A 22,676-nucleotide genomic window follows, 5' to 3' on the forward strand; every position below is an offset into this window, starting at 1 on the left:
CATCGCGTACGCGGCCGTCAGGACAGTCCGGCCTCCTGCATCTGCCGCAACTCCTTCTTCATCTCGGAGACCTCGTCACGCAGCCGGGCCGCGATCTCGAACTGCAGGTCGGCAGCGGCGGCCCGCATCCGCGTGGTGAGCTCCTCGATCTGCTCGGCGAGTTCGGCGGCGGGGCGGTCGGTCGGCACGGTCTCGGCGGCCTTGCCCCTGGCGCCCTTGGCACTCTTCGCGCCCTTGGCCGCCTTGGCGCCCAGGGAGGGCACGGGCGCCTTGGTGCCGCCGCCCTCCTTCTTGGCCTGGCGGTAGCCCGAGCCGAGCAGTTCCTCGGTGTCGATGTCCTCGCGGGCGATCTGCGCGACGATGTCGTTGATCTTCTTGCGGAGCGGCTGGGGATCGATGCCGTTCGCCTTGTTGTACGCGACCTGCTTCTCCCGGCGGCGGTTGGTCTCGTCGATGGCCTTCTCCATCGCCGGGGTGATCTTGTCGGCGTACATGTGGACCTGGCCGGAGACGTTGCGCGCCGCGCGGCCGATGGTCTGGATCAGGGAGGTGCCCGAACGCAGGAAGCCCTCCTTGTCGGCGTCGAGGATGGCGACCAGGGACACCTCGGGCAGGTCGAGGCCCTCGCGCAGCAGGTTGATGCCGACGAGGACGTCGTACTCGCCGCTGCGCAGCTCCCGCAGCAGCTCGACCCGGCGCAGGGTGTCGACGTCGCTGTGCAGGTAGCGCACCTGGATGCCGAGTTCCAGGAAGTAGTCGGTGAGGTCCTCGGCCATCTTCTTGGTGAGTGTGGTGACCAGGACGCGTTCGTCCTTCTCCACACGCGTGCGGATCTCGTGCACCAGGTCGTCGATCTGGCCCTCGGTGGGCTTGACCACGACCTCGGGGTCGACGAGGCCGGTGGGGCGGATGATCTGCTCGACGAAGCCGTTCGCGCGGGAGAGCTCGTACTGGCCGGGGGTGGCCGACAGGTAGACGGCCTGCCCGATGCGCTCCTGGAACTCCTCCCACTTCAGCGGCCGGTTGTCCAGGGCGGAGGGGAGCCGGAAGCCGTGGTCGACGAGGGTGCGCTTACGGGAGGCGTCGCCCTCGTACATGGCGCCGATCTGCGGGACGGTGACGTGCGACTCGTCGATGACGAGGAGGAAGTCGTCCGGGAAGTAGTCCAGCAGGGTGTTCGGCGGGGAGCCGGGCGAGCGGCCGTCGAAGTGCATCGAGTAGTTCTCCACGCCGGAGCAGGAGCCGATCTGGCGGAGCATCTCGATGTCGTACGTGGTGCGCATGCGCAGGCGCTGGGCCTCCAGGAGCTTGCCCTGCTTCTCCAGCTCGGTCAGGCGCTCGCCGAGCTCCTTCTCGATGTCGCCCACCGCGCGCTCCAGCCGCTCGGGGCCCGCGACGTAGTGGGAGGCCGGGAAGACGTACAGCTGCTGGTCGTCACTGACGATCTCGCCGGTGAGCGGGTGGAGCGTGGACAGCGCCTCGATCTCGTCACCGAACATCTCGATGCGGACGGCGAGCTCCTCGTAGACCGGGAAGATCTCGATGGTGTCGCCGCGGACGCGGAAGGTGCCGCGGGTGAAGGCCATGTCGTTGCGCGTGTACTGGATGTCCACGAAGCGGCGCAGCAGCTCGTCCCGGTCGAGCTCGTCGCCGACGCGGAGGGGGACCATGCGGTCCACGTACTCCTGCGGGGTGCCCAGGCCGTAGATGCAGGAGACGGAGGCGACCACGACGACGTCGCGGCGGGTGAGCAGCGAGTTGGTCGCGGAGTGGCGCAGCCGCTCGACCTCCTCGTTGATCGAGGAGTCCTTCTCGATGTAGGTGTCCGACTGCGGGACGTACGCCTCGGGCTGGTAGTAGTCGTAGTACGAGACGAAGTATTCGACCGCGTTGTTCGGCAGCAGCTCGCGGAACTCGTTGGCCAGCTGGGCGGCCAGGGTCTTGTTCGGCGCCATGACCAGGGTGGGGCGCTGGAGCTTCTCGATCATCCACGCGGTGGTGGCGGACTTGCCGGTGCCGGTCGCGCCGAGCAGGACGACATCCTTCTCACCTGCCTCGATGCGCCGGGCGAGGTCGGCGATGGCCGCCGGCTGGTCACCGCTCGGCTGGTAGGGACTGACGACCTCGAAGGGCGCCACCGTGCGTTCGATCTGGGAAACGGGCCGCATGCCATCCACCGTACGGCCCCCCACTGACAACGGGTCCGGATCAGCGGCGCTGCGGGGTCCGGGAGCGGTGTTCCACGGGGCCGCGGGCCCGCAGCCGCGGGCGTGCCGGGGAGTGGCGGGCCGGGGAGTGGGCGGGGACGCCGGGCTTGTGCTCGGCGGGGAGTGCGGCGGGCCCGCCGGCGACCATCAGCGGGTCGAAGATCACCACGACGCCCGCGAGGACGAGGAAGGCCAGCGGGCCGATCATCATCGGTCCGAGCAGGGCGGCCGCCGGTTCCCCCGTGGCGGGCTCGGCCGTGCCGTGGACGTGCACCTCGAGCGCGGCCATGCCGGTGTAGTGCATCCCGGTGACCGCGAGCCCCATGACGACGCTGGCGCCCACGCTCCACAGGAAGCCCCGTACCTGTCCGGCCGCCCACAGGGCGGCGCTGGCGGCGGCCATGGCGATGGCCACGGACGCGGCGACCGTGAGGACGTCGTACTCCAGGTATCCGTCGAGGCTCATCCCGGCCATGCCGAGGTAGTGCATCGAGGCGATGCCGAGGCCGGTGATGGTGCCCCCGGTGAACAGGGCCGTCCCGGAGGCGCCCTTGTAGCCGACGATGAAGACCCCGATGCCCACCATGACGACGGCGACGGCCAGGCTCGCGAACGTGATCAGCCGGTCGTAGTGGATCGGCGTGCCCTCGACGGTGAAGCCCGTCATCGCGACGAAGTGCATCGTCCATATGCCGGAGCCGATGGTCGCGGCCCCCAGGGCGAGCCAGCCCGGGCGCCAGGAGCCGGACATCCTGATCGCCCTGGTGGTGCAGCGCAGGCCCAGGGCGCCGCCGAGACAGGCCATGAGGAAGGCCACCACCGGTGTGACCAGGCCGTAGCTGAATCCGTCGACCGTGCCTTGCATGCGCGGCCTCCCTCCCGACCTGTGTGTCTCGTGATGTCCCGATATCCCCCCTCCTGGCGCCGTGACGGCGGCCAGGGATGACGCAGAGAGTATGACCCCACCGGAATGGTCGAACGACTTTCCGGCAAAGAAACACGTCCTTGCCCCAGGTGTGTGGCATCAGTGTGCGAAGTCCGGGCGGCATCGTTCAATCCGCGGCCATCCCGCACTCGCCTCACGTCGACCCTCTGCTGTCACAGTTGGACCGACCGTGACCGTTCGACGCGAGGAGTACGCATGCACGCACGCGCTGTCGCCGCCTCGACCACCGCGCTCCTGGGCACCGCCTCCCTCCTGCTCCCGTTGTCCCCCGCGCGGGCCGCGGAGAACTCCGCGCGGCCCTTGGTGATAGCCCACCGGGGCGCGTCCGCGTACGCGCCCGAGAACACCCTGGAGGCCGTCGACAAGGCCGCCGCGCTCGGCGTCGACTGGGTGGAGAACGACGTCCAGCGCACCAGGGACGGCGAGCTCGTCGTCCTGCACGACGACAGCCTGCGGCGCACCACCGACGTCGAGGAGGTCTTCCCCGGCCGGGCTCCGTGGAAGGTGAAGGACTTCACCGCCGCGGAGATCGCCCGGCTGGACGCGGGAAGCTGGTTCGGCTCCGCGTACGCGGGCGTGCGCGTGCCGACGCTGGAGCAGTTCGTGCGCCGCGTCGAGCGGCACCGGCAGAAGCTGCTGCTGGAGATCAAGAACCCTCAGCTGTATCCCGGCATAGAGCGGCAGATCGTCAAGGTGCTGGGCAACGAGGGCTGGCTGGACCGCCGGCATGTGCGGAACCGGCTGGTCGTGCAGAGCTTCAGCGCGGACAGTGTACGGACGGTCCACGATCTGCGGCCCGCGGTGAAGACGGGCTTCCTCGGGACGCCGCCGGTGTCGGACCTGCCCGCGTACGCGGCCTTCACCGACCAGATCAATCCCTCGTACGGTTCCCTCTCCGCCGGTTACGTCGCCGCCGTGCACGCCTTCAAGGGGGCGCGCGGCAAGCCGCTGGAGGTGTGCGCCTGGACCGTGAACGACGCGGCCGCCGCCCGGCGGGTCGCCGGGTTCGGGGTCGACGGGATCATCACCGACACGCCCGACGTGGTGCGGGACGCGGTGCGCGGCTGAGGCGTCCACCCGGGGCGTTGTCAGTGGCGGGCCGTACGGTGGTGCGCATGGACAGCCATGGGCAGTGCGAGCAGCGGGTGGTGTGGGCCGTCGTCGGCACCGGCATCGGCCCGCTGCTGCTGGCCGCGACCCGTGAGGGCCTGGTCAACGTTGCGTTCCACGCCACCGACGAGGTGCGCGGCAGCGCGCTGGAGCGGCTGGCGTCGCGGCTCGGCACCGAGCCCGTCGAGGAGCCCGGCTCCCCGCTGCTGGCCGAGGCGATACGGCAGGTCGAAGCGTACTTCGCGGGTGAGCGGCGGGACTTCGAGCTGCCGCTGGACTGGTCGCTGGTCTCGGGCTTCAACCGCGAGGTGCTGCGGGAGCTGGCCGCCGGAGTGCCGTTCGGCTCGGTCGTCGGGTACGGCGATCTGGCCCGCCGGGTGGGCCGGCCCGGCGGGGCCCAGGCCGTGGGCATGGCGATGGGCGCGAACCCGCTGCCGGTGGTCGTACCGTGCCACCGGGTCGTGGAGAGCGACGGTGGTATAGGCGGCTTCGGCGGCGGCCTGAGAACGAAACGCCACCTCCTGGCCCTGGAGGGCATCCTCCCCGAACCCCTGTTCTGACCCGTCGCTTCCGCAGGCAGCCGCATCCCGCGTTCCCGCGGGCAGCCGCGCCTCCCCCAGCGTCTCAAGGGCGACGGGGGTCCCCCGCCCGAGCGCAGCCGGGAGCGGGGCAGGCGCCCCGAAAGCGGCGGGCAGCGCGAACACCCCGGCCCACACCCGCACAGAGAGCGAAAACCCCGCTCAGTCGTAGTGCCGCGCCTCGAACACGTTGCCATCCGGATCACGGAAGTAGAAGCTGCGCCGCGCCGGCCCCCGCGCCCCGAAGGAGTCACGCGAGACGTCCGACACCGGCACGGAACCCTCCTCCAGCCGACTGCGCAAGGCATCGAAGTCCGAGGCCGTCAGCGACAGACAGACATGGTTCACGGGATGCCCCGAACTCTCCGCGGCACCGGGCAGCATCCGCATGCCTTCCGCCTTGGCCCGCGGCATGAGATCGAGGATCGTCTCCTCATTGACCCGCACCGAGGGGAACGGCGCCTCACCGGCGGAGTAGTCGGTGAGTCTGACGGGCTCCAGGCCCAGGGCCTTCTCGTAGAAACCGGCGGCGGCGATGGGATCGCTCACCCACAGGACGATGTGGTCGAGGCGGGTCGTGTTGTCCGTCATGGTCCCCAGCCTCCGCGACACCCATGACGGCACGCAAGGGGGTTTGGCCCGGTGCCCGGCCCGCCAGAGATGAGGGGAGAACCGGCAGACAGGAGGCAGGCACGTGGTGCTCATGGTGTCCGAAGAGGTACGGGAGGCGATCGCCGCGGCCCGCCCGGTGGTGGCCCTGGAGTCCACGATCATCGCCCACGGACTGCCCCGGCCGCGCAATCTCCAGGTGGCTCTCGAGCTGGAGGCGGCCGTACGGCAGGAGGGCGCGGTACCGGCGACGATCGCCGTGCTGGACGGGCGGCCCCGGGTCGGCCTGGACAAGGAGCAGTTGGAGCGGGTCGCGAGCGAGGACGGCATCCACAAGCTGGGCCACCGGGATCTCCCGCTCGCGGTGGCCGCCGGGGCGAGCGGGGCGACCACGGTGTCGGCCACGGCCCTGCTGGCGGCGCTCGCGGGCATACGGGTGTTCGCCACCGGAGGACTCGGTGGTGTGCACCGGCAGTGGACGGTGAGCCAGGACGAGTCGGCCGACCTCGGCCTGCTGGCGCGGACGCGGATCACCGTGGTGTGCGCGGGCGTGAAGTCGGTCCTGGACGTGCCCGCGACCCTTCAGCGGCTGGAGACACTGGGGGTGGCGGTCGCCGGATACGGCACGGATCGCTTCCCCGGCTTCTACCTGTCCGACTCCGGACACCCCGTGGACTGGCGGCTGGACTCTCCGGCGCAGGTGGCGCAGGTCATGCGGGCGCAGGACGCGCTGGGCGGACCGGAGTCGGCGCTGATCGTGGCCAATCCGGTTCCCGAGGAGGAGCAGTTGGATCCCGGGTTGCACGCGCGGGTGCTCGACGAGGCACTGCGCGCGTGCGAGGCGGAGGGCGTCACCGGCCAGGCCGTCACGCCCTTCCTGCTCGACCACCTGGTCCGGCACACCGACGGCGCCTCCCTCGCCGCGAACCTGGCGGCGGTCCGGGGCAACGTACGGCTGGCCGCGCGGGTCGCGGCGTCCTGGGCCGCCGGGGAGTGACGGACACCGTGCGGGGCGGGGCGCTGCTGGTCGTCGGCGATGTGATCACGGATGTGGTCGCCCGGCACCGGGGTCCGCTCGCGCCGGGTACGGACACGGCGGCGGAGATCCGGACGGTTCCGGGCGGTGCGGGCGCCAACGTGGCCTGCTGGGCGGCGCGTCGGGACGGTACGGAGGTGCGGCTCCTCGGGCGGGTGGGCGAGGACGCGGCGGCCTGGCACGAGCGGGAGCTGGCCGCCTGCGGGGTCCGTCCGCTGCTGGTCGTGGACGGACAGGCACCGACGGGGACGGTGATCTGCCTGGTCGACGGGGGCGCGGCGGCCGAGCGGACGTTCCTCACGGACAGTGGCGCGTCGCTGCGACTGGACCCCGGTGACTGGTCGGACGCGTTGCTGGACGGGGTGGCGCGGCTGCATCTGTCGGGCTACCTGCTGTTCACCGAGCCGAGCAGGGCCTTGGCCGCGGTGGCGTCGAAGGCGGCGCGGGCCCGTGGGGTGCCGGTGAGTCTGGATCCGGCGTCGGCGGGATTCCTCGTGCGGCTGGGCGTCGACCGGTTCCTGTCGCTGGCCGAGGGCGTGGACGTCCTGCTGCCCAGCCGTGACGAGGCGTGCCTGCTCACGGGAGTGTCCGAGGTCGCGGACGCCGCGGCACGGCTGAGCCGGCACGTTCCGCTGGTGGTGGCCAAGCAGGGTGCCGAGGGCGCGTTGCTCGCGCGGTCCGGGGAGGTGTACGCCCGCGTCCCGGCCGTACCGGCGGTGCCCCGGGACACCACGGGTGCCGGTGACGCGTTCACGGGCGCGTTCCTCGCGGCCCTGCTCGCGGGAGCCGGCCCGGAGCAGGCGGCGCGGGAGGGCTGCCGGGCGGGCGCGCAGGCGGTGGAACACATAGGGGGCCGCCCGCCGGCACTCGTCTGACGAACGGGTGTCACGACGGACGAACTCCCTTTTCCACAGGCGGGAACAAAGCGGAATTCCCTCTTCCCACAGGCTCGCACACGACTCGTCCGGGACTGGCAGACTGGCGGTCCAGAGCGCGGGACGCAGGACGGCGCACGGGGGAACCACGCAAGGAGAAGCGGATGTCCATGGCAGGGAATCTGCGGAAGGTCACGAATCTCGGCAGGGTCGGCGGGCTGCGCCGGGTGGCACGGCTGGCGCGGCGGCGGCCCCGTGTGGACCTGAGCCATCCGGCCCGCTCCCCGCTGGGTTCCTCGGTGGTCAACTGCGTGACGTACCGGGACGGTCACCGCACCGGCGCGCCCGGGGACCTGGTGGACGCGGTGAGGCAGGTGCGCAAGAGCGGCGAGGGTTTCGTCTGGCTGGGGCTGCACGAGCCGACCACCCGGGAGTTCGCCGGCATCGCGGAGCTGTTCGACCTGCACCCGCTGGCGGTGGAGGACGCGGTCGAGGCCCACCAGCGGCCCAAGCTGGAGCGGTACGGGGAGACGCTGTTCGCCGTGTTCAAGACGGTCTGCTACGTCGAGCACGAGGAACTCACCGCGAACAGCGAGGTGGTGGACACCGGCGAGATCATGGTGTTCCTCGGCAAGGACTTCGTGGTCACGGTGCGGCACGGCCGGCACGGCTCGCTGGGACCGCTGCGCGAGGGGCTGGAGGCCGACCCCGAGCAGCTCGCCCAGGGCCCGTCCACGGTGCTGCACGCGATCGCGGACCATGTGGTCGACGACTATCTGACCGTCATCGACTCGGTCCAGGAGGACATCGACCAGGTCGAGACGGATGTGTTCGCGGAGCACGGCGCGCGGGTCGATCCGGGCCACATCTACCAGCTCAAGCGCGAACTCCTCGAACTGAAGCGGGCGGTGGTGCCACTGGGCCGGCCGCTGGAGGAACTCGCCACCCGGCCGATCCGGGTGGTCCCCCCGGAGATACAGGCGTATTTCCGTGACGTCTCCGACCATCTGCTGCGTGCGAAGGAGCAGATAGCGGCCTTCGACGAGCTGCTGAACTCCATCCTCCAGGCGCATCTGGCGCAGGTCACGGTCGCGCAGAACGAGGACATGCGCAAGATCACGGCTTGGGCGGCGATCGTGGCGGTGCCGACGATGGTCTGCGGGATGTACGGCATGAACTTCGACCACATGCCGGAGCTGCACTGGCGGTACGGCTACGGCATGGTCATCGGGGTGATATCCGTGGCGTGCCTGCTGCTGTACCGGGCGTTCCGGCGCAGCCGCTGGCTCTGAGACCCGCTGCCCTCCACCGCCCGGCGGGGAGGCGGGGTCATCCGCGCCAGGCCGGATGGCGGGGGTCGTCGGCCCGTACCAGTACGTCGGCCGTGCCGGCGGGGTCGGTCTCCTGCTCGTAGCGCTCGAAGGCGGGGAGGGTCCAGTGCTCGGCCTCGGCGGTACGGCGGCGCAGGGCGCCCGGGGAGAGGAGGACATGGACGCTCAGGTCGAAGGGGAACCAGTGGCGCAGGAGGAGAGGGCCGTGCAGCAACAGCACACCTCCGGGAGGTAGTGGGACATAGGGGCTGCGGGTGGCACGGTCGGTGACGGGGTCCCACAGGTCGGGCAGGACGCGTCCGCTCCCGCCGGGTTCGAGGGGGCCGAACACCTCGCGCCAGAGGGCGCCGGTGTCGTACCAGCCGCTGTAGTAGGACTCCAGGTCCCGGTGGCCGTATTCGAGCCGGACGGAGGCGGGCCGCAGGAAGCCCTCGGTGCCGACGACCAGGGAGGGCCGGCCGCGTATCCGCAGCGCCTCGGCGACCCGCTCGGCGAGGTCTCCCGGACGCGCGGCGGGGGCGCCGTCGAGGGCGACCCGCGGCCAGGGTCCGCCGTCGGCCGTCTTCAGCTCCAGCAGGCGCCCGGCGAGGAGGTCGCCGAGCCGGTCCCAGGTGATCGCTTCAAGTCGCACACGGCCATGATGCGCCCGCGGCCCGTCCGGCCGCGTGGGCATCCTGACGGTACGGATCTCCTGACGGATACGGGTCCTCCCGGCTGTACGGGTTCGGTGCCCGGAGGGCGCGGGTGGCGCCCGGGGGCGACGTTCCTGGACGTTCGCGCATGCGTCCGCGTTCCTGGGCCATGGCCGGAGCGCCGAGGGGCGCTTTCACTGGTGATGACGGTGGTAACGGTGGTGGCCGGAGAGGGGTCCCGGCCGGGAACAGGGGGACGACATGATCGACGGGCCGTACTTCGTGCTGACGGTGCTGGGCGTGCTCGGGACCGGGCTGACGGCCGGGGTCTTCTGCGCCTTCTCCATGTTCGTGATGAGAGGGCTCGCGGCGCTGCCGCCGGCACAGGGGGTGGCCGCCATGCAGGCGGTCAACGTGGCGGCGGTGCGACCGGCCTTCATGCTGCTGTTCCTCGGTACGGCGATACTCTGCGCGGTGGTCACGGTGGTGACGTGCGTGCTGTGGCCGGGCGAGGGGACGGTCGAGCTGCTGGTGGGCGGTGCCCTGTATCTGGTCGGCTCGTTCGGGCTGACCGTGGCCGCGAACATACCGCGCAACGAGGCGCTGGCCCGGCTCGGACCGGACGGCCCGGAGGCGGCCGCGTACTGGCCGGTCTATGTGCGCGAGTGGACGAGGTGGAACCACGTCCGCGTGCTCGCCTCGGCCGGGGCGGCGGTGGCGTACCTCCTGGCCCTCGTCTGAGGGGCCCGGCCGACGGGCTCCCCGGGAAAGCGCTGTCCCGGCGCTCTGCGGGGGCGGGTGAGCGGACGTATCGTGGCCCGAGGAGTGCCGCCCGACGACGCACGGCCTGTCACCCGCGCACGCAAGGAACACGGCCATGGCCGATCCCAAGGGTTTTCTGACCACGCCCCGCGAGGAGTGGCCGCGCCGGCCCGTCGAGGAACGGGTCCGCGACTGGAACGAGGTGTACGTGCCGGGGGCGCTGCTGCCCATCGTCAGTGCGCAGGCCGACCGCTGCATGGACTGCGGTGTGCCGTTCTGCCACCAGGCCTGCCCGCTCGGCAATCTCATCCCCGAGTGGAACGAGCTGGTCTCGCGGGAGGACTGGCGGGCGGCGGCGGAACGGTTGCACGCCACCAACAACTTCCCGGAGTTCACCGGCCGGTTGTGTCCGGCGCCCTGCGAGGCGGGGTGTGTGCTCGCCATCAACCAGCCGGCGGTCACCATCAAGAACGTCGAGTGTGCCATCGCCGACCGGGCCTGGGAGGAGGGCTTCGCCCCGCCGGCGCCGCCGGAGCGGCTCTCCGGCCGGACGGTCGCGGTCATCGGTTCGGGCCCGGCCGGACTGGCCGTGGCCCAGCAGCTCACCCGGGCGGGGCACACGGTCGCCGTGTACGAGCGGGACGACCGGGTCGGCGGGCTGATGCGGTACGGCATCCCCGAGTTCAAGATGGAGAAGCGGCATCTGGAGCGGCGGGTGGAGCAGATGCGGGCCGAGGGGACGAAGTTCCGTACGTCCACGACGGTCGGGCGGGACGTGGACGCGGCGGAGTTGCGGGCGCGGTACGACGCGGTGGTGATCGCGACGGGGGCCACGGCGTGGCGGGACCTTGCCGTGCCGGGGCGTGAGCTGGCGGGGATTCACCAGGCGATGGAGTATCTGCCGCTCGCGAACCGGGTGTGCGAGGGGGATCTGGAGTCGTCGCCGCTGTCGGCCGCGGGACGGCATGTCGTCATCGTCGGTGGCGGTGACACGGGTGCGGACTGTCTGGGTACGGCGGTGCGGGAGGGGGCCGCGTCGGTCACCCAGCTCGACATCTACGGCCGGCCGGGGGACGAGCGTGATGAGGGCGCCGAGCCGTGGCCGACGTATCCGAGGGTGTACCGGATGTCCGCGGCGCATGAGGAGGCCGGGGTGTTGCGGATGGCGCCGACGGTGGGGGCGGGCCTGGACGCGGGCGCTGACGCGCGGTTGTTCGCGGCGTCCACGGTGCGTTTTTCCGGGGACGGGGACGGACGGGTGTGTGCGCTGCACCTGGTGGGGGTGGACGCCGGACGCCGGCCCGTGCCGGGGACCGAGCGGGTGCTGCCGGTGGATCTCGTGCTGCTCGCGCTGGGCTTTTCCGGGCCGGAGCGGGGGGATGGGCTCCTCGCCCAGCTCGGGGTGGAGGTGTCGCCTCGTGGCACGGTCACACGGGATGCGGGCTTCGGCACGAACGTACCGGGGGTGTTCGCGGCGGGGGACGCGGCTCGGGGGCAGTCGCTGATCGTGTGGGCGATCGCCGAGGGGCGGGCGGTGGCCGCGGCGGTCGATCGCCATCTGACGGGTGCGGTGAGTCGGCTGCCGGCGCCGATCGGTCCCTACGACCGGCCGATGACGGTGTGAGCCGGTCCCTGCGGGGTGCGTGCCGGGGTGCCGGCCTGGCGTCGTGCAGGGGGCCCGGGGTCGGCGCCGGCCGGGGGCGGGGCCGCGCGGCCCGGCGTGCTCCGGGGTGCCCTGCGTCGATGCGGGCGGGGCGTTCGCGCGGCCCGGCGACGGGGTGCCTCCCTCACTCTCGGCTTCGCTCGAGCGGGGGACCCCATGAGCGGGAAGTACTCCATCGCCCACCCGTGCCGCTGGGGGGGACCTCCCAGGCCCTCAAGGCACCGGGGTGGGCACGACTGCCCGCGGAGAGCGGGGCCGTCGCGCCCACCCGTGCCACCCTGGGGGCACCTCCCAGGCCGTTCAGCCACTGGAGGAGGCACGGCTCGTCCGCGGAGAGCGGGGACGGCGGCCCGCTGTGTTGCGGGTGGCGGGCCACCGCCTCCGGGGATTACGGCTTGTGGGCCACCGCGCCGTAGCCGGGGATGATGTCGTCGTCCTGGCCCGGGATCGGGTCGCCCAGTTCGGGGTGCCAGTGGTGGGGGACCTGGACGCCCGGTTCCACGAGGGTCAGGCCGTCGAAGAAGCGGGTGAACTCCTCGCGGGAGCGGAGCGCCAGGGTGACGCCCGCCGCCTTGAGCTTCTCCGTGGCCGCCTTCGACTCCTCCGGGGTGAAGTCGGACGTCGCGTGGGTGACGACCAGGTAGCTGCCCGAGGGCAGCGCGTCCAGCAGCCGCCCGACCAGCTCGTGCGCCCCGTCCTCGTCGGAGACGAAGTGCAGCAGCGCGATGAGCGACAGCGCGATCGGCTGGTCGAAGTCGAGGATCTTCCGCGCACCCTCCAGGATGACGTCCGGATCACGCACATCGGCCTGGAGGTACTCGGTCACCCCCTCGTCCGTACCGCGCAGCAGGGCCGCCGCGTGGGCCAGCACGATGGGGTCGTTGTCGCAGTACACGACACGGGCGTCGGGCGCGATCCCCTGCGCCACCTGGTGCAGGTTGGGCTCGGTGGGGATGCCCGTGCCGACGTCGAGGAACTGCCGTACGCCCTGCCCGGCCAGCCAGCGCGTGGCCCGCTGCATGAACGCGCGGTTCACCCGCGCCATCACCGGCACCCGCGGGTCGAGGGCGAGCATCTGCTTCCCCATGGCCTCGTCGACCGGGTAGTTGTCCTTGCCTCCGAGGTACCAGTCGTACATCCGCGCGGGATGGGGCCTGCTCGTGTCGATCTCCACGGGGTGCTGCCCGGTCATGAAGGACTCCATAAGTCTCTGCGCCTGCAATTGCAACGGTTAGGGATCAAGTCAGTGCCAAGCCGGAAGGGGGAACAAAGGTAGAGCGGACAACAAGGTTCAGGACAGCAGGAAATCCGCCTCTCCCGCCTTCGCTCCCTCGATGAAGGCCGTCATCTCGGCGGAGGTGTAGATGAGCGCCGGCCCGTCCGGGTCGGTGGACTGGCGCACGGCGATCCGGCCGTCCTCGAGCTTCATCGCCTCCAGGCAGTTCCCTCCGTTGCCGCCGCTCCACGGCTTGTGCCAGCCCTCGCTGCCCAGCTCCCGCGCGGGCATGCCGTTGTAGATCCTTCCGGTGTGCGCCCGCGGGCGGGGCGGGGACTTCAGGGGGTTCAGGGACTTCACGAGTTCCATTCACAGCTCCTTGCGGAGATCCCGGAGGATCTCCTTCGTGCGATGTGCCGTAGCGGCCTGCGCCGCCATGCGGTCCATGACCTCGAGGTGGGTCGCCACCTCTTCGCGCGCGTCCAGGTAGACGGCGCCGGTCAGGTACTCGCTGTAGACCATGTCCGGCAGTTCGGGCATGGCGAATCGGAACAGCACGAACGGCCCGTACGTGCCGGGATGGGGCCCGCCGGCGAACGTGGCGATCTGCAGCGTCACATTGGGCAGCTTCGTGGCCTCGAGCAACTTGTCGATCTGCGCGCGCATCACCTCCGGGCCGCCGACCGGGCGGCGGAGCGCGGTCTCGTCCATCACGACCCACATCCGGGGCGCGTCCTTGCGGGTGAGCAGTTCCTGCCGCTGCATGCGCAGGTCGACGTGGCGCTCCATCTCCTCGGGCTGGGTCTGCCCGATGGCCCCGGAGCGCAGCACGCCGCGTGCGTAGTCCTCGGTCTGGAGCAGTCCGGGGACGAAGTGGGGTTCGTAGCTGCGGATGAGGGAGGCCGCGCCCTCCAGGCTGACGTACATCGAGAACCAGCCGGGCAGGATGTCGTGGAAGCGCTGCCACCAGCCGGGCCGGTTGGCGTCCTCCGCCAGTTGCACGAAGGCCTCGGCCTCCTCCTCGGAGACGCCGTACTCCTTCAGCAGCATCTGGAGGTACGGGATCTTGAGCGCGACCTCGGCCATCTCCATGCGGCGGACGGTGGCGGGCGCGACACGGAGGATGCGGGCCGCTTCCTCACGCTTGAGTCCCGCGCGTTCCCGCAGGTCCAGCAGGCGCCGGCCGAGGACGACCTGTCCCACCGTCGGCGCGGACCGGGGTTCGCTCACTCTCCACCTCCCTCGAACAAAAGCCGACAGCCCGGCGGCGCCACTCGAAGATCCGCCCGAAGATCCCCTCGTCCGAACACACATTCGAACGGATCTTCGGCGATCCCAACTGGCGCCGCGCGGGGTGCTGTTGCGAGCAGTGTGCCACGCCCGTCCAGAACGTCACACCGCACTCTGCATTTTTCAGAGTGACACTTGCCAAGTGTTCACGGCGGGGCGATAGTGGCAAGCGTGATTCCGTCCGCGCCCTTAGGAACAGACGCCGCCACAGGGTCCATCGGCCTCGGCGCCGCCTCGGTGTCCGCCCCCTCGGGGGTCGCCGCCGAGCGCCGGTTCCGTTTCGAACTGGCCGCTCATCCGGGTTCCCCGGCTCAGGCCAGACGCCTGACGAGGGCACGGCTGACCGGCTGGTCGGTGTGCGAGGACACCTGTGACACCGCGGCTCTCGTCGTCTCCGAACTGGTCACCAACGCCATCGTGCACACGGCGAGCAGCCACATAGTCTGCGAGCTGCACGACGGTGGCGAGCTGGTGCGCATAGCCGTGCGCGACGAGGGGTGCGCGCCGGGCCAGCCCCGGGCGAACACCCGGCAGCAGCCGGAGGACGAGCACGGGAGGGGACTGCTCCTCGTCGACGCCCTGTGTCATTCGTGGGGCGCGCACGAGAACGGCCCCGGACTGCTGGTCTGGGCCGACCTCCCCCGCACGGCGGCCGCCGGTGGCACCGGGCACGGTCCCGTGGAGCCCACCGACGACCTGGGCTGGGGCGCCCGCCCGAAGCCGGGCCCGCCCGGCACCCCGGACGACGATCCCGCCAACGAACCGGACCGCCCCCACGGCCCGGCGGGGGAAACCCACGGCCCGGCGGCCGGAAACCAGACCCCCACCCCGCCACTCCCCCCGCACCAGCGCACCCCCCGCCCCCGGAGCCGGGCGTGACAGGCGGCGCACCCGGCACCCGCGTGCTGGGCCTGGACTCACTGGTGCGGTTCCAGCGCGAACGGCACGCCCTCGGCGCCCGCGCCCCCCGGCGGCTCCCCGTCCCCGACGGCATGACCGCGCCCATGGGCTGCGACGCGGTGGCGGTGCCCGCCCGCTTCGGCCCGCTGGTGATGCCCCGGCTGCCCCGCGTGGGCTGCGTGTACGCCGATGACGCGCACTGGTGGTGGCTGGTCCCGTCCGATTCCGACTACGCCATGGAGTGGCCGGCCCCCGCCCACTACGCCACCGGTGCGGTCCTTCCCGCCCCCTCGGACGCCCCCGGCGGTGCCCCGGGCCTCCCCGGCCTGATCCACCGCCCCGACGGCACGCTCCCCTACACGCCGCCGATACCGCTCTATCTCGCCCTGTGCCGCCTGACGGGAACGCCCCCCGCCTGGTCACGCCCCGTCACCGCGTAACCGGGCAGCCCGGCCCGGTCACGCCGTGGCGTCGCCACCCCCGCCGTTCCCCCGGACGATCACCAGGAACATGTCGGTCGCGAGGTCCATGACAACCTCGGCGGGCAGACCCTCCAGGCGGCGCGCGTGGGCGAACTCCTCCGCCGGCCATGAGCCACGCGGTCCACCTGCGGGAAAGCGTTCGAGCACCGTTCGCCCGTTCACCCTGCCACCTCCATGCTGCGTTGTACTCGTAGAGTTAAACGCCAACCATGGGGTGAACGCCTTGCTCAGTGACGGTACTGAGACGTAGTTGACACCCGTTCACCGCCAAGTGTGACCGGGCTCTCGGCCGATCGCGCCAAAAGGTCACCCTCCGTACCGGCCGCCGCACCGATCGTGCCGTCAGGTGCCGTACTCCTGGATCCGCCGCCCATGGCTCCGGTCGACCAGCGCGGGCAGCCGCTCCCCCAGCTCCCGCACCACCTCGGGCACGTCGATCGTGAGCAGTTCCCGGTCCCGCATGAGGATCCGGCCGTCGACGATCGTCGTACGGACGTCGGCGGCGCGGGCGCTGTGCACCAGGGTCGCGGCGAGGTCGTGCACGGGCTGGGTGTGCGGCCCGGTGAGGTTGACGAGGACGAGGTCGGCGCGGTGGCCCGGCGCGATGCTGCCGCCGAGGCCGACCGCGCGGGCGCTCTGCAGGGTGGCGTGGTGCAGGGCCTGCCGGGAGGTCAGCCAGCGGGGGTCGTTCTCGGTCGACTTCTGGATCAGGGAGGTGAGCGCCATCGACTCCCACACGTCGAGGGAGTTGTTGGAGGCGGCGCCGTCGGTGGCGAGTCCGACCGGGACGCCGATGTCGCGCAGGGCGCGTACGGGGGTGGTGTGGGGCCAGGCGAACTTGAGGTAGCCGCGGGGCGCGGTGGCCACGGCCGTACGGCCGCTCGCCCGCTCCAGCAGCGGCAGGTCGCTCTCGACGATACCGGTGCCGTGGGCGATGAGCACGTCGGTGTCGAGGACGCCGGTGCGGTGCAGGACCTCGACGGGGGTGACACCGTGCCGGGCGAGACTGGCCTCGGTCTGGTCGCGGTTCTCGGCGGCGTGCAGGTGCACGGGCAGTCCGTGCTCGCGCGCCAGCCGCGCGGTGGCGGCGAGGTCGGCGTCGTCGACGGTGTAGGGGGCGTGCGGGGCGAGGGCGGTGGTGATGCGGCCGTCGGCGGCCCCCCGGTGCCGCAGCGCGAACGCCAGCGACCGCTCCCGCCCCTCGGCCCCCTGCGAGGAGAAGAACGCCTCACCCAGCAGCGCCCGCATCCCGCATCCGGCGACGACGGCGGCGACCGCGTCCATGGCGAAGTAGTGGTCGGCGAAGCAGGTGACCCCGCCCCGGATCATCTCGGCGCAGGCGAGCAGCGCGCCCAGTTCGACGTCCCGCCCGGTGAGGTTGGACTCGACCGGCCAGATGACGTCGTTGAACCACTCCTCGGTCGGCAGGTCCTCGGCGATGCCGCGCAGGGCGGCCATCGGGGCGTGCGTGTGGCAGTTGATCAGACCGGGCAGCGCGACCTGCCCCCGGGCGTCGATCCGCTCCCGGGCCGTCCGCCCCGTGACCGCCCCGGCACCGGTCACCTCCTCCACCACCCCACCCCGTACGACGATCGCCGAGTCCTCCGCGAAGCCGATCCGTTCCCGGTCGTCGTGCGTGAGGACGGCGCATCCGGTGATGACGAGGTCGGCCGGGCTCTCCGTGGCAGCGGGCGTCATCCCGTCAACGTACGACGCGGTCGCGGTCCGGTGTGAGCCGAACCGCGACATCCCCCCGGCTTCCCAGGCGGTCCGCGAGCTCGGTCAGCCGCCGGACGTGCCGGGGGTCGAGGCGGCCGGTGTCGTCGAGGTGGACGGCGCCGGCGGTGACGGTGTCGACGAGCAGTTCGAGGGTGGCGGCGGTCTCGTCGGTGCCGTCGGCGTGCCGGGCGAGCGGGGGGAGTTCGGCGGAGGCGAGGGCGATGGCGGCGCGGGCCTCGGCGAGGGTGCGGTAGGCCTCGCGGCGCAGCGCCCAGCGGCCGGCGCGGTCGTCGGACCCGCCGAGCACGTGGTCGAGGTACGCCTGGGCGGCGCCGGCCGCTTCGGTGAGGCGGGCGCGGATGGCGGCGCCGCCACGCTGTCCCGGCATCGGGAGGTGTCCCGCGACGAGGACGACGGCGCAGGCCAGCAGGGTCTCACCGATGCGGCCGACGGAGGCCTGGGGTTCGCCGCCGGCCATCACCAGGGCGAGGACGAGCACGGTGACGACGGCGGTCTGCGCGGCGAAGTGCCGGGCGGCGACGGGGATCAGCGCGCCGCTGACCGTGACCAGCGCGACGAGTCCTTCCGGGCGGGGCAGCACGGCGGCGAGCCCGGCGAACAGGAGCGCCCCGAGGACGGTTCCGGCGGCCCGGGACAGGACACGGGAGGCGAGGGGTCCGAGGTCGGGTTTGACGAGGAAGACGGCGGTGGCGGGCAGCCAGTACCAGTGGTCGTGCTGCCCGTACCAGTGGGTGTGGTACAGGGCCTGGGCGAGGGCGGCGCTCACCCCGAAGCAGAGGGCGACCCGCATTCCGTACTCCCGGCCGCGGGCGCCGAGGACGGTCCGCAGTGCGGCGGTCCGGGAGCGGTTGCGGCCGTGCAGGTCGCCGCCGTCTCCCCGGTCGAAGGCCTCGGCGGCGCGCAGGAGGGCGTCGTCGAGGGCGCGCAGGGCGGGGACGGTGCGGGAGGGGGCGGGCAGCGGGCCGGTGGGGGTGCTGTCCCGTACGGCGGTGGCGAGGCGCCGGGGTCCTTCGGCGGCGCGGGCCGGTACGGGGTCCCCGGCCCAGGCGAGCGCGGTGGCGGCCTCGGCGAGCGGGAGGGCGGCGGCGTACCGGGCGTGCAGCCGGCGTTCGGCGGAGGAGGAGGCGTAGCGCCGCAGCCGGGGGCCGGCGAGCGCGTCCTGCGCGTGGTCGAGCGCGGCGGTGAGCGCGGCCCGCCGTGCGGTGGCGGTGTCCGACCCGGTGGCGTCGAGCAGGCCGGCGATGGCGTCGTACACCCCGGCGACGGCGTTCCGCTCCCCGTCGAACCGGAAGCCCCCGGCGAGCGAGCCGGGGGTGGGCAGCGCCAGCCGCAGCAGGAGCAGCCAGCCCGCGCCGGCGAGGAAGGCGAGCGCCCGCTGCCAGCCCGGTTCGGGCAGCGGCATCCCGGCGCCGACGGCGGCGCCGACCAGGAGCTGCGTACCGACGGAGGACCCGACGGGCCCCAGCGCGCTGACCGCGCCGGCGACGAGACCGAGCCCGGTCAGCAGCAGGGTCAGCAGGACGGCGGAGACGTGGTCCCCGGCGTACGTCCCCACGACCAGCCCGGTCGCCCCCGCGAGCGCGGGCCCGCCGATGCGTCCGACGGAGGCACGACGGCTGCCCGGCCGGTCGTTGATCCCGGCGAACATGGCACCGATGGCGGCGACGACGCCGAGCGTGGGCCGCCCGGCGAGGACGGCGGCGAGCAGCAGCGGCCCGCCGCCCAGCGCGCCGCGGGTGACGGCGCTCCACGGGACCGGTCCGCGCTGGGCGCGCAGGGCGTGGGCCAGCCATGGGGGTACGGCACGGGCGGGTCGGGGCACGGGGCTCCAGTCGTCGCGTCGGAAACGGGGGCTCACGGGCGACGGTGACCGGGCGGAAGGAAACGTGCCCTCCACGGTAGTCGGCGTTCTTGGAGGGAGGCGAACGTTCGTGTTTCCGGAAGGTGACGATGCGGGCGGAGGGCACGTGCTCCATGAACGACGAGCGCGGCCGCCGGTTCACCGACCGGCGGCCGCGCTCGGGCGGTCACGCGGTCAGCGCCGCCAGTTCCGCGTCGGCGCGCTCGGTGACCAGGGCGAGGACGCGGCCCGCGGCGGCCAGGTCCTCGGCGGGTATCCCGCTCCAGATGCGGGCGGTGACGGGGGCGCTCTCCGCGCGGACGGCGGCGGTCAGCTCGCGCCCCGCCTCCGTGGGGCGCAGGTGCGCGCCGTCCGCGACGAGCAGTCGCCGCTCCAGCAGTACGCCGAGCGCGGCACGGATGTCGGCCGGGTCGGCCTTGAGGTCGTCACGGACCCGGGCGACCAGGTCGTCCGGCGTCCACGGGGCGTCTGCGGTGACGACGGCGCGCAGGGTGATCTGCTGCTGGAACGTGAGGCCGTACCGGGCGAGGAAGTGTTCCAGGACGCCACGGGCGGCGTAGTGGGCCAGGCCGAGGGCGCGGGTGTCGGCGACGGGTGCGGTGGTGGTCATGGTGGTGTCCCCTTGGTTCTCTCGTCGTTCGGTACGGAGGGAGCGAGAGGTGCGTCGAGCAGGGTCGTCAGCTCGTCGGTGAGCGCGCGGGTCCGCGGGGCGTCGAGGCCTCCGAGCGGCTCCAGCAACTGCTGGAGCAGGTCCTGGACCACCTCGATGGCCTGCCGTGTGACGGCCTGTCCCCGCTCGGTGAGGGCGAGCTGCACGGCGCGCGGGTCGCGGGGGTCGCGGGTGCGCTCGATCAGGCCGGCCGCCTCCAGGGCGCGCGCCAGCTTCGAGACGTACAGCGCCTCCAGACCGGTGTGGTCGGCGAGCCGGCGCTGGCTGGGCCGCTCGCCGGTGCGCCGCATGCCGTACAGCGACGCGACCAGTGAGTACTGCGCGTGGGTGAGGCCCAGCGGAGCGACCGCGCGATCGACCGCGACGCGCCATCTGTTGGCGAGCCTCCACACCAGAAAGCCGGGCGTGGGGCCCGGTGAACCCTTGCTCATACCGAATAGATTACATAGCTACTATGTACATGGCTACTGTTTTCGGTGGTCACCCCGGTGCGCTCGTTCTGCCGGATCCCCGCAGGACCGGGGTCGGCCGCCCGGCGGGATCAGGCCCGTCACCCTTCGGCGACGAGCGGTCCACCAGGGATGTTCCGGCCGTAACGGCCAGCGTGAGCAGACAGGGATCGATCGCAGCCCTCGAGTGGCGCGGGCGCGGGATCGGTGACCGGTTCGTCGCGCCGGCCAAGGAACGCGGCCCCGGAGGGCTCTCCCTGTGGACCTTCCAGGTCAACGGGTCCGCGCACCGCTTCCACGAGCGGCCCGGTTTCGCGCCCGTGGAGTGGACGGACGGGTCCGGGAACGAGGAGCGGGAGCCGGACGTCCGGTACGTGTGGCGGCCGCAGGCACCGTCCGGTTCAGGTGGTCCCGGCCCGGTCCGGGTGTGTTCCACGGCCCTCTTCCGGTCCTGGTGGCCGGCCCGGCGCTTCTCCCCGGTCCATGACGGGTTCCGGCGTTTCGACGGCCGCGGGAGTCAACGCGGTGCCGCTTCGAGCAGCGCCTCGGTGTCGGTGACGGCTGTGACGAGTGATTCCGGCGTGGCTCGCATTCCGGCGATGATGTCGTCCACGCGCTGGAGGCCCGCGCGGTGGAGCAGCCCCTTCTCGTTGGTGACCCACTCCCCGCGTGCCGCCGTCACCGCGTGCGCGGTGCAGGTCGCGGCCACGGCGATGGCGCCCGCGACCTGGGTGAGGGCGCCCTTGGGGGCGTGGCCTGCCTTCGCGTAGGCCAGGGTGGCGGTGGCCACGCCGGACCAGCGGGGCGGGGCGCTGTCGCGGAGCGCCGGCGGGTAGGTGTCCGGGCGGGGCGCTTCTCCCCGGAGCACCCGGTTGACGGCGAGTTCGGCGACGATCAGGTAGGTCGGGATGCCGGCCAGGTGGAACATCAGCGGTTCGACGCGGAAGCGGCCCGCTTCCGCCTCCGCCAGTTCGTGCTCGACGCTGTCCAGGTCGCGGTAGTGGACGTCGACCCGGCGCCCGTCGACGGTCAGCCAGGCACCGCCGTTGAAGACGCCGCCCCAGTCGCCGATGCCGAAGACCTCGCCCTCCCAGCCGACCGCGCGCAGATCGTCCGGGTCGAAGGAACCCCGGTAGTAGAGCGCCATGTCCCAGTCGCTCCCGGGCCGTTCGGTGCCCTGGGCGCGCGAGCCGCCGAGGGCGACGGCCCGGACACCGGGGAGGTCGGCGAGGCGGTCGGCCGTACGGTCGAGGAAGGCTTGGTCCGGAAGGGCGGACGGCACGGGGCTCCTGGTGATCGGCGGTGTGCGGAAGACATCGGGCAGGGTACGGGGGCCTGGTCGAGGGGGCGAGCGAAATACGGGTGCGGTGGCTCGGTGTGTCATGCAGGATCGGGGGCTGTCCGTCCTCCCCGTAGATCGGAGTCCGCGTGATCCGGCGCGTCACCGTCCCCGCTCTCTTCCCGCCGCCCACCTACTCCCACGCCTCCGTCGTCGAGGCGGGCACGAGGCTGGCGTTCCTCGCCGGATCGGTCCCGTTGGACGCCGACGGGAAGCTGGTCGGCGAGGGGGATCCGGTGCGGCAGGCCCGGCAGGTGATCCTCAATCTGGAGGAGCAGTTGCGGGCGGTGGGCTCCGACCTGGGGCACGTCGTCGCGACGGACGTGTACGTCGTGAGCGGTGAGTCCGCGGTGCTGACCTCCGTGTGGGACGTGGTCGAGGCGTCCGGGCTGAGCGCGGGGCCCCACTCGTCGACCCTGATCGGTGTGGCCTGCCTCGGATATACCGGGCAGCTCGTGGAGATCACGGCGACGGCGGTCGTGCCGGACGCCGACGCCGGATCGTGAGGGGCGGCGACCGGACGGTGGAGCTGCGCCGGGCGCTGTCCTCCGACGCCGAGGCCGCGGCCGGTGTCTGGCTTCGGTCCTTCGCCGCCGCGCTGCCGGGCGTGGTCCGGCCCCGGTCCGACGACGAGGTGCGGGACCACTTCCGGCACGTGCTCATACCCGTACGGGAGACGTGGGTGGCGGAGGCGGGCGGGGATGTGGTCGGTGTGATGGTGCTGGACGGCGAGGAGCTGGACCAGCTCTACCTCGCCCCCGAATGGCGCGGGCACGGAATCGGTGACCGGTTCGTCGCGCTGGCCAAGGAACGCAGCCCCGGAGGGCTCGCGTTGTGGACCTTCCGGGTCAACGCGCCCGCGCACCGCTTCTACGAGCGGCACGGTTTCGCGCCCGTGGAGTGGACGGACGGCTCCGGGAACGAGGAGCGGGAGCCGGACGTGCGGTACGTGTGGCGGCCGTAGGCGGCCGGGCGGCGTC

24 protein-coding genes and 1 pseudogene are annotated in these 22,676 nt (G+C 72.5%); 12 read left to right on the plus strand and 13 right to left on the minus strand.

Annotation, left to right across the window (positions count from 1 at the left end):
• Positions 1 to 17 precede the first annotated feature (17 nt).
• Both uvrB and ACF1DX_RS23410 read right to left on the minus strand, forming a co-directional pair.
• Complete coding sequence (gene uvrB, locus ACF1DX_RS23405) at positions 18 to 2,168, minus strand: excinuclease ABC subunit UvrB (protein WP_391793071.1); 2,151 nt, start codon at positions 2,166 to 2,168, stop codon at positions 18 to 20.
• Between the two features lie 40 nt (positions 2,169 to 2,208).
• Positions 2,209 to 3,072: an MHYT domain-containing protein gene (locus ACF1DX_RS23410; RefSeq protein WP_391793072.1), complete on the minus strand. Its 864-nt coding sequence runs from the start codon at positions 3,070 to 3,072 to the stop codon at positions 2,209 to 2,211.
• A gap of 276 nt (positions 3,073 to 3,348) precedes the next feature.
• On the opposite strand from ACF1DX_RS23410, the gene ACF1DX_RS23415 reads away from it, so the two are divergent.
• Positions 3,349 to 4,221 carry a glycerophosphodiester phosphodiesterase gene (locus ACF1DX_RS23415; protein WP_391793073.1) on the plus strand — a complete coding sequence of 291 codons (873 nt, stop codon included), beginning with the start codon at positions 3,349 to 3,351 and terminating at the stop codon, positions 4,219 to 4,221.
• Between the two features lie 47 nt (positions 4,222 to 4,268).
• Positions 4,269 to 4,823, plus strand: coding sequence for a methylated-DNA--[protein]-cysteine S-methyltransferase (locus tag ACF1DX_RS23420; protein ID WP_391793074.1), 555 nt, complete (start codon positions 4,269 to 4,271; stop codon positions 4,821 to 4,823).
• A 180-nt stretch (positions 4,824 to 5,003) separates the two neighbouring features.
• On the opposite strand, the gene ACF1DX_RS23425 is transcribed toward ACF1DX_RS23420, so the two are convergent.
• A complete protein-coding gene (locus ACF1DX_RS23425; RefSeq protein WP_391793075.1) occupies positions 5,004 to 5,432 on the minus strand; it encodes a VOC family protein in 429 nt (142 codons plus the stop codon).
• A 103-nt stretch (positions 5,433 to 5,535) separates the two neighbouring features.
• Between ACF1DX_RS23425 and ACF1DX_RS23430 the strand changes: the two genes are divergently transcribed.
• The 3 genes from ACF1DX_RS23430 (at position 5,536) to ACF1DX_RS23440 (ending at position 8,653) form a co-directional block, all read left to right on the plus strand.
• Positions 5,536 to 6,447: a pseudouridine-5'-phosphate glycosidase gene (locus ACF1DX_RS23430; RefSeq protein ID WP_391793076.1), complete on the plus strand. Its 912-nt coding sequence runs from the start codon at positions 5,536 to 5,538 to the stop codon at positions 6,445 to 6,447.
• Entirely contained in the window at positions 6,429 to 7,361 is a 933-nt protein-coding gene (locus tag ACF1DX_RS23435; RefSeq protein ID WP_391793253.1) for a carbohydrate kinase family protein, read from the plus strand. The genes ACF1DX_RS23430 and ACF1DX_RS23435 overlap by 19 nt, the downstream gene beginning before the upstream one ends.
• A gap of 164 nt (positions 7,362 to 7,525) precedes the next feature.
• Positions 7,526 to 8,653 carry a magnesium and cobalt transport protein CorA gene (locus tag ACF1DX_RS23440; RefSeq protein ID WP_391793077.1) on the plus strand — a complete coding sequence of 376 codons (1,128 nt, stop codon included), beginning with the start codon at positions 7,526 to 7,528 and terminating at the stop codon, positions 8,651 to 8,653.
• A gap of 37 nt (positions 8,654 to 8,690) precedes the next feature.
• Here the strand turns inward: ACF1DX_RS23440 and ACF1DX_RS23445 are convergent, their stop codons facing one another.
• Positions 8,691 to 9,323, minus strand: coding sequence for a uridine kinase (locus tag ACF1DX_RS23445; RefSeq protein ID WP_391793078.1), 633 nt, complete (start codon positions 9,321 to 9,323; stop codon positions 8,691 to 8,693).
• 262 nt (positions 9,324 to 9,585) lie between these two features.
• Between ACF1DX_RS23445 and ACF1DX_RS23450 the strand changes: the two genes are divergently transcribed.
• Positions 9,586 to 10,065, plus strand: coding sequence for a DUF1772 domain-containing protein (locus ACF1DX_RS23450; RefSeq protein WP_391793079.1), 480 nt, complete (start codon positions 9,586 to 9,588; stop codon positions 10,063 to 10,065).
• Positions 10,066 to 10,201: 136 nt separating this feature from the next.
• Positions 10,202 to 11,710: a glutamate synthase subunit beta gene (locus ACF1DX_RS23455; protein ID WP_391793080.1), complete on the plus strand. Its 1,509-nt coding sequence runs from the start codon at positions 10,202 to 10,204 to the stop codon at positions 11,708 to 11,710.
• A 427-nt stretch (positions 11,711 to 12,137) separates the two neighbouring features.
• On the opposite strand, the gene ACF1DX_RS23460 is transcribed toward ACF1DX_RS23455, so the two are convergent.
• From ACF1DX_RS23460 to ACF1DX_RS23470, 3 genes are all read right to left on the minus strand, one after another.
• Positions 12,138 to 12,941, minus strand: a complete 804-nt coding sequence (locus ACF1DX_RS23460) for an SAM-dependent methyltransferase (protein ID WP_391793081.1) — start codon at positions 12,939 to 12,941, stop codon at positions 12,138 to 12,140.
• A gap of 99 nt (positions 12,942 to 13,040) precedes the next feature.
• Positions 13,041 to 13,256: a DUF397 domain-containing protein gene (locus ACF1DX_RS23465; protein WP_107062011.1), complete on the minus strand. Its 216-nt coding sequence runs from the start codon at positions 13,254 to 13,256 to the stop codon at positions 13,041 to 13,043.
• Between the two features lie 78 nt (positions 13,257 to 13,334).
• Positions 13,335 to 14,195, minus strand: coding sequence for a helix-turn-helix domain-containing protein (locus ACF1DX_RS23470; protein WP_391793082.1), 861 nt, complete (start codon positions 14,193 to 14,195; stop codon positions 13,335 to 13,337).
• 195 nt (positions 14,196 to 14,390) lie between these two features.
• On the opposite strand from ACF1DX_RS23470, the gene ACF1DX_RS23475 reads away from it, so the two are divergent.
• Together ACF1DX_RS23475 and ACF1DX_RS23480 are read left to right on the plus strand one after the other, a co-directional pair.
• Positions 14,391 to 15,134 carry an ATP-binding protein gene (locus ACF1DX_RS23475; protein WP_391793083.1) on the plus strand — a complete coding sequence of 248 codons (744 nt, stop codon included), beginning with the start codon at positions 14,391 to 14,393 and terminating at the stop codon, positions 15,132 to 15,134.
• Entirely contained in the window at positions 15,131 to 15,595 is a 465-nt protein-coding gene (locus ACF1DX_RS23480; protein WP_391793084.1) for a hypothetical protein, read from the plus strand. Before ACF1DX_RS23475 ends, ACF1DX_RS23480 begins: the two co-directional genes overlap by 4 nt.
• Before the next feature lie 18 nt (positions 15,596 to 15,613).
• On the opposite strand, the gene ACF1DX_RS23485 is transcribed toward ACF1DX_RS23480, so the two are convergent.
• From ACF1DX_RS23485 to ACF1DX_RS23505, 5 genes are all read right to left on the minus strand, one after another.
• Positions 15,614 to 15,799, minus strand: a complete 186-nt coding sequence (locus ACF1DX_RS23485) for a hypothetical protein (protein WP_030858763.1) — start codon at positions 15,797 to 15,799, stop codon at positions 15,614 to 15,616.
• A 180-nt stretch (positions 15,800 to 15,979) separates the two neighbouring features.
• Entirely contained in the window at positions 15,980 to 17,335 is a 1,356-nt protein-coding gene (locus ACF1DX_RS23490; RefSeq protein ID WP_391793085.1) for an amidohydrolase, read from the minus strand.
• Between the two features lie 4 nt (positions 17,336 to 17,339).
• Positions 17,340 to 19,199 (minus strand): FUSC family protein, encoded by a 1,860-nt coding sequence (locus tag ACF1DX_RS23495; RefSeq protein ID WP_391793086.1) that lies wholly within the window; start codon positions 19,197 to 19,199, stop codon positions 17,340 to 17,342.
• A gap of 205 nt (positions 19,200 to 19,404) precedes the next feature.
• Positions 19,405 to 19,848, minus strand: coding sequence for a MarR family transcriptional regulator (locus ACF1DX_RS23500; RefSeq protein WP_391793087.1), 444 nt, complete (start codon positions 19,846 to 19,848; stop codon positions 19,405 to 19,407).
• Positions 19,845 to 20,339, minus strand: coding sequence for a MarR family winged helix-turn-helix transcriptional regulator (locus tag ACF1DX_RS23505; RefSeq protein ID WP_391793088.1), 495 nt, complete (start codon positions 20,337 to 20,339; stop codon positions 19,845 to 19,847). The genes ACF1DX_RS23500 and ACF1DX_RS23505 overlap by 4 nt, the downstream gene beginning before the upstream one ends.
• A 203-nt stretch (positions 20,340 to 20,542) precedes the next feature.
• Between ACF1DX_RS23505 and ACF1DX_RS23510 the strand changes: the two are divergent.
• Positions 20,543 to 20,743 (plus strand): annotated as a pseudogene (locus tag ACF1DX_RS23510) (histone acetyltransferase); the annotation flags it as partial.
• 131 nt (positions 20,744 to 20,874) lie between these two features.
• Here the strand turns inward: ACF1DX_RS23510 and ACF1DX_RS23515 are convergent.
• Positions 20,875 to 21,639, minus strand: a complete 765-nt coding sequence (locus ACF1DX_RS23515; protein WP_391793089.1) for a nucleotidyltransferase domain-containing protein — start codon at positions 21,637 to 21,639, stop codon at positions 20,875 to 20,877.
• A gap of 146 nt (positions 21,640 to 21,785) precedes the next feature.
• On the opposite strand from ACF1DX_RS23515, the gene ACF1DX_RS23520 reads away from it, so the two are divergent.
• Both ACF1DX_RS23520 and ACF1DX_RS23525 read left to right on the plus strand, forming a co-directional pair.
• On the plus strand, positions 21,786 to 22,202 hold the full coding sequence (locus tag ACF1DX_RS23520) for a RidA family protein (protein ID WP_391793090.1): 417 nt from the start codon (positions 21,786 to 21,788) through the stop codon (positions 22,200 to 22,202).
• The gene (locus tag ACF1DX_RS23525; protein ID WP_391793091.1) at positions 22,199 to 22,660 is read left to right on the plus strand and encodes a GNAT family N-acetyltransferase; all 462 of its coding nucleotides are present in this window, start codon (positions 22,199 to 22,201) and stop codon (positions 22,658 to 22,660) included. Before ACF1DX_RS23520 ends, ACF1DX_RS23525 begins: the two co-directional genes overlap by 4 nt.
• Positions 22,661 to 22,676: the final 16 nt, after the last annotated feature.

It is taken from the genome of Streptomyces sp. NPDC014676, assembly GCF_043084105.1.
In the GTDB taxonomy this organism is placed as follows: Bacteria; Actinomycetota; Actinomycetes; order Streptomycetales; family Streptomycetaceae; genus Streptomyces.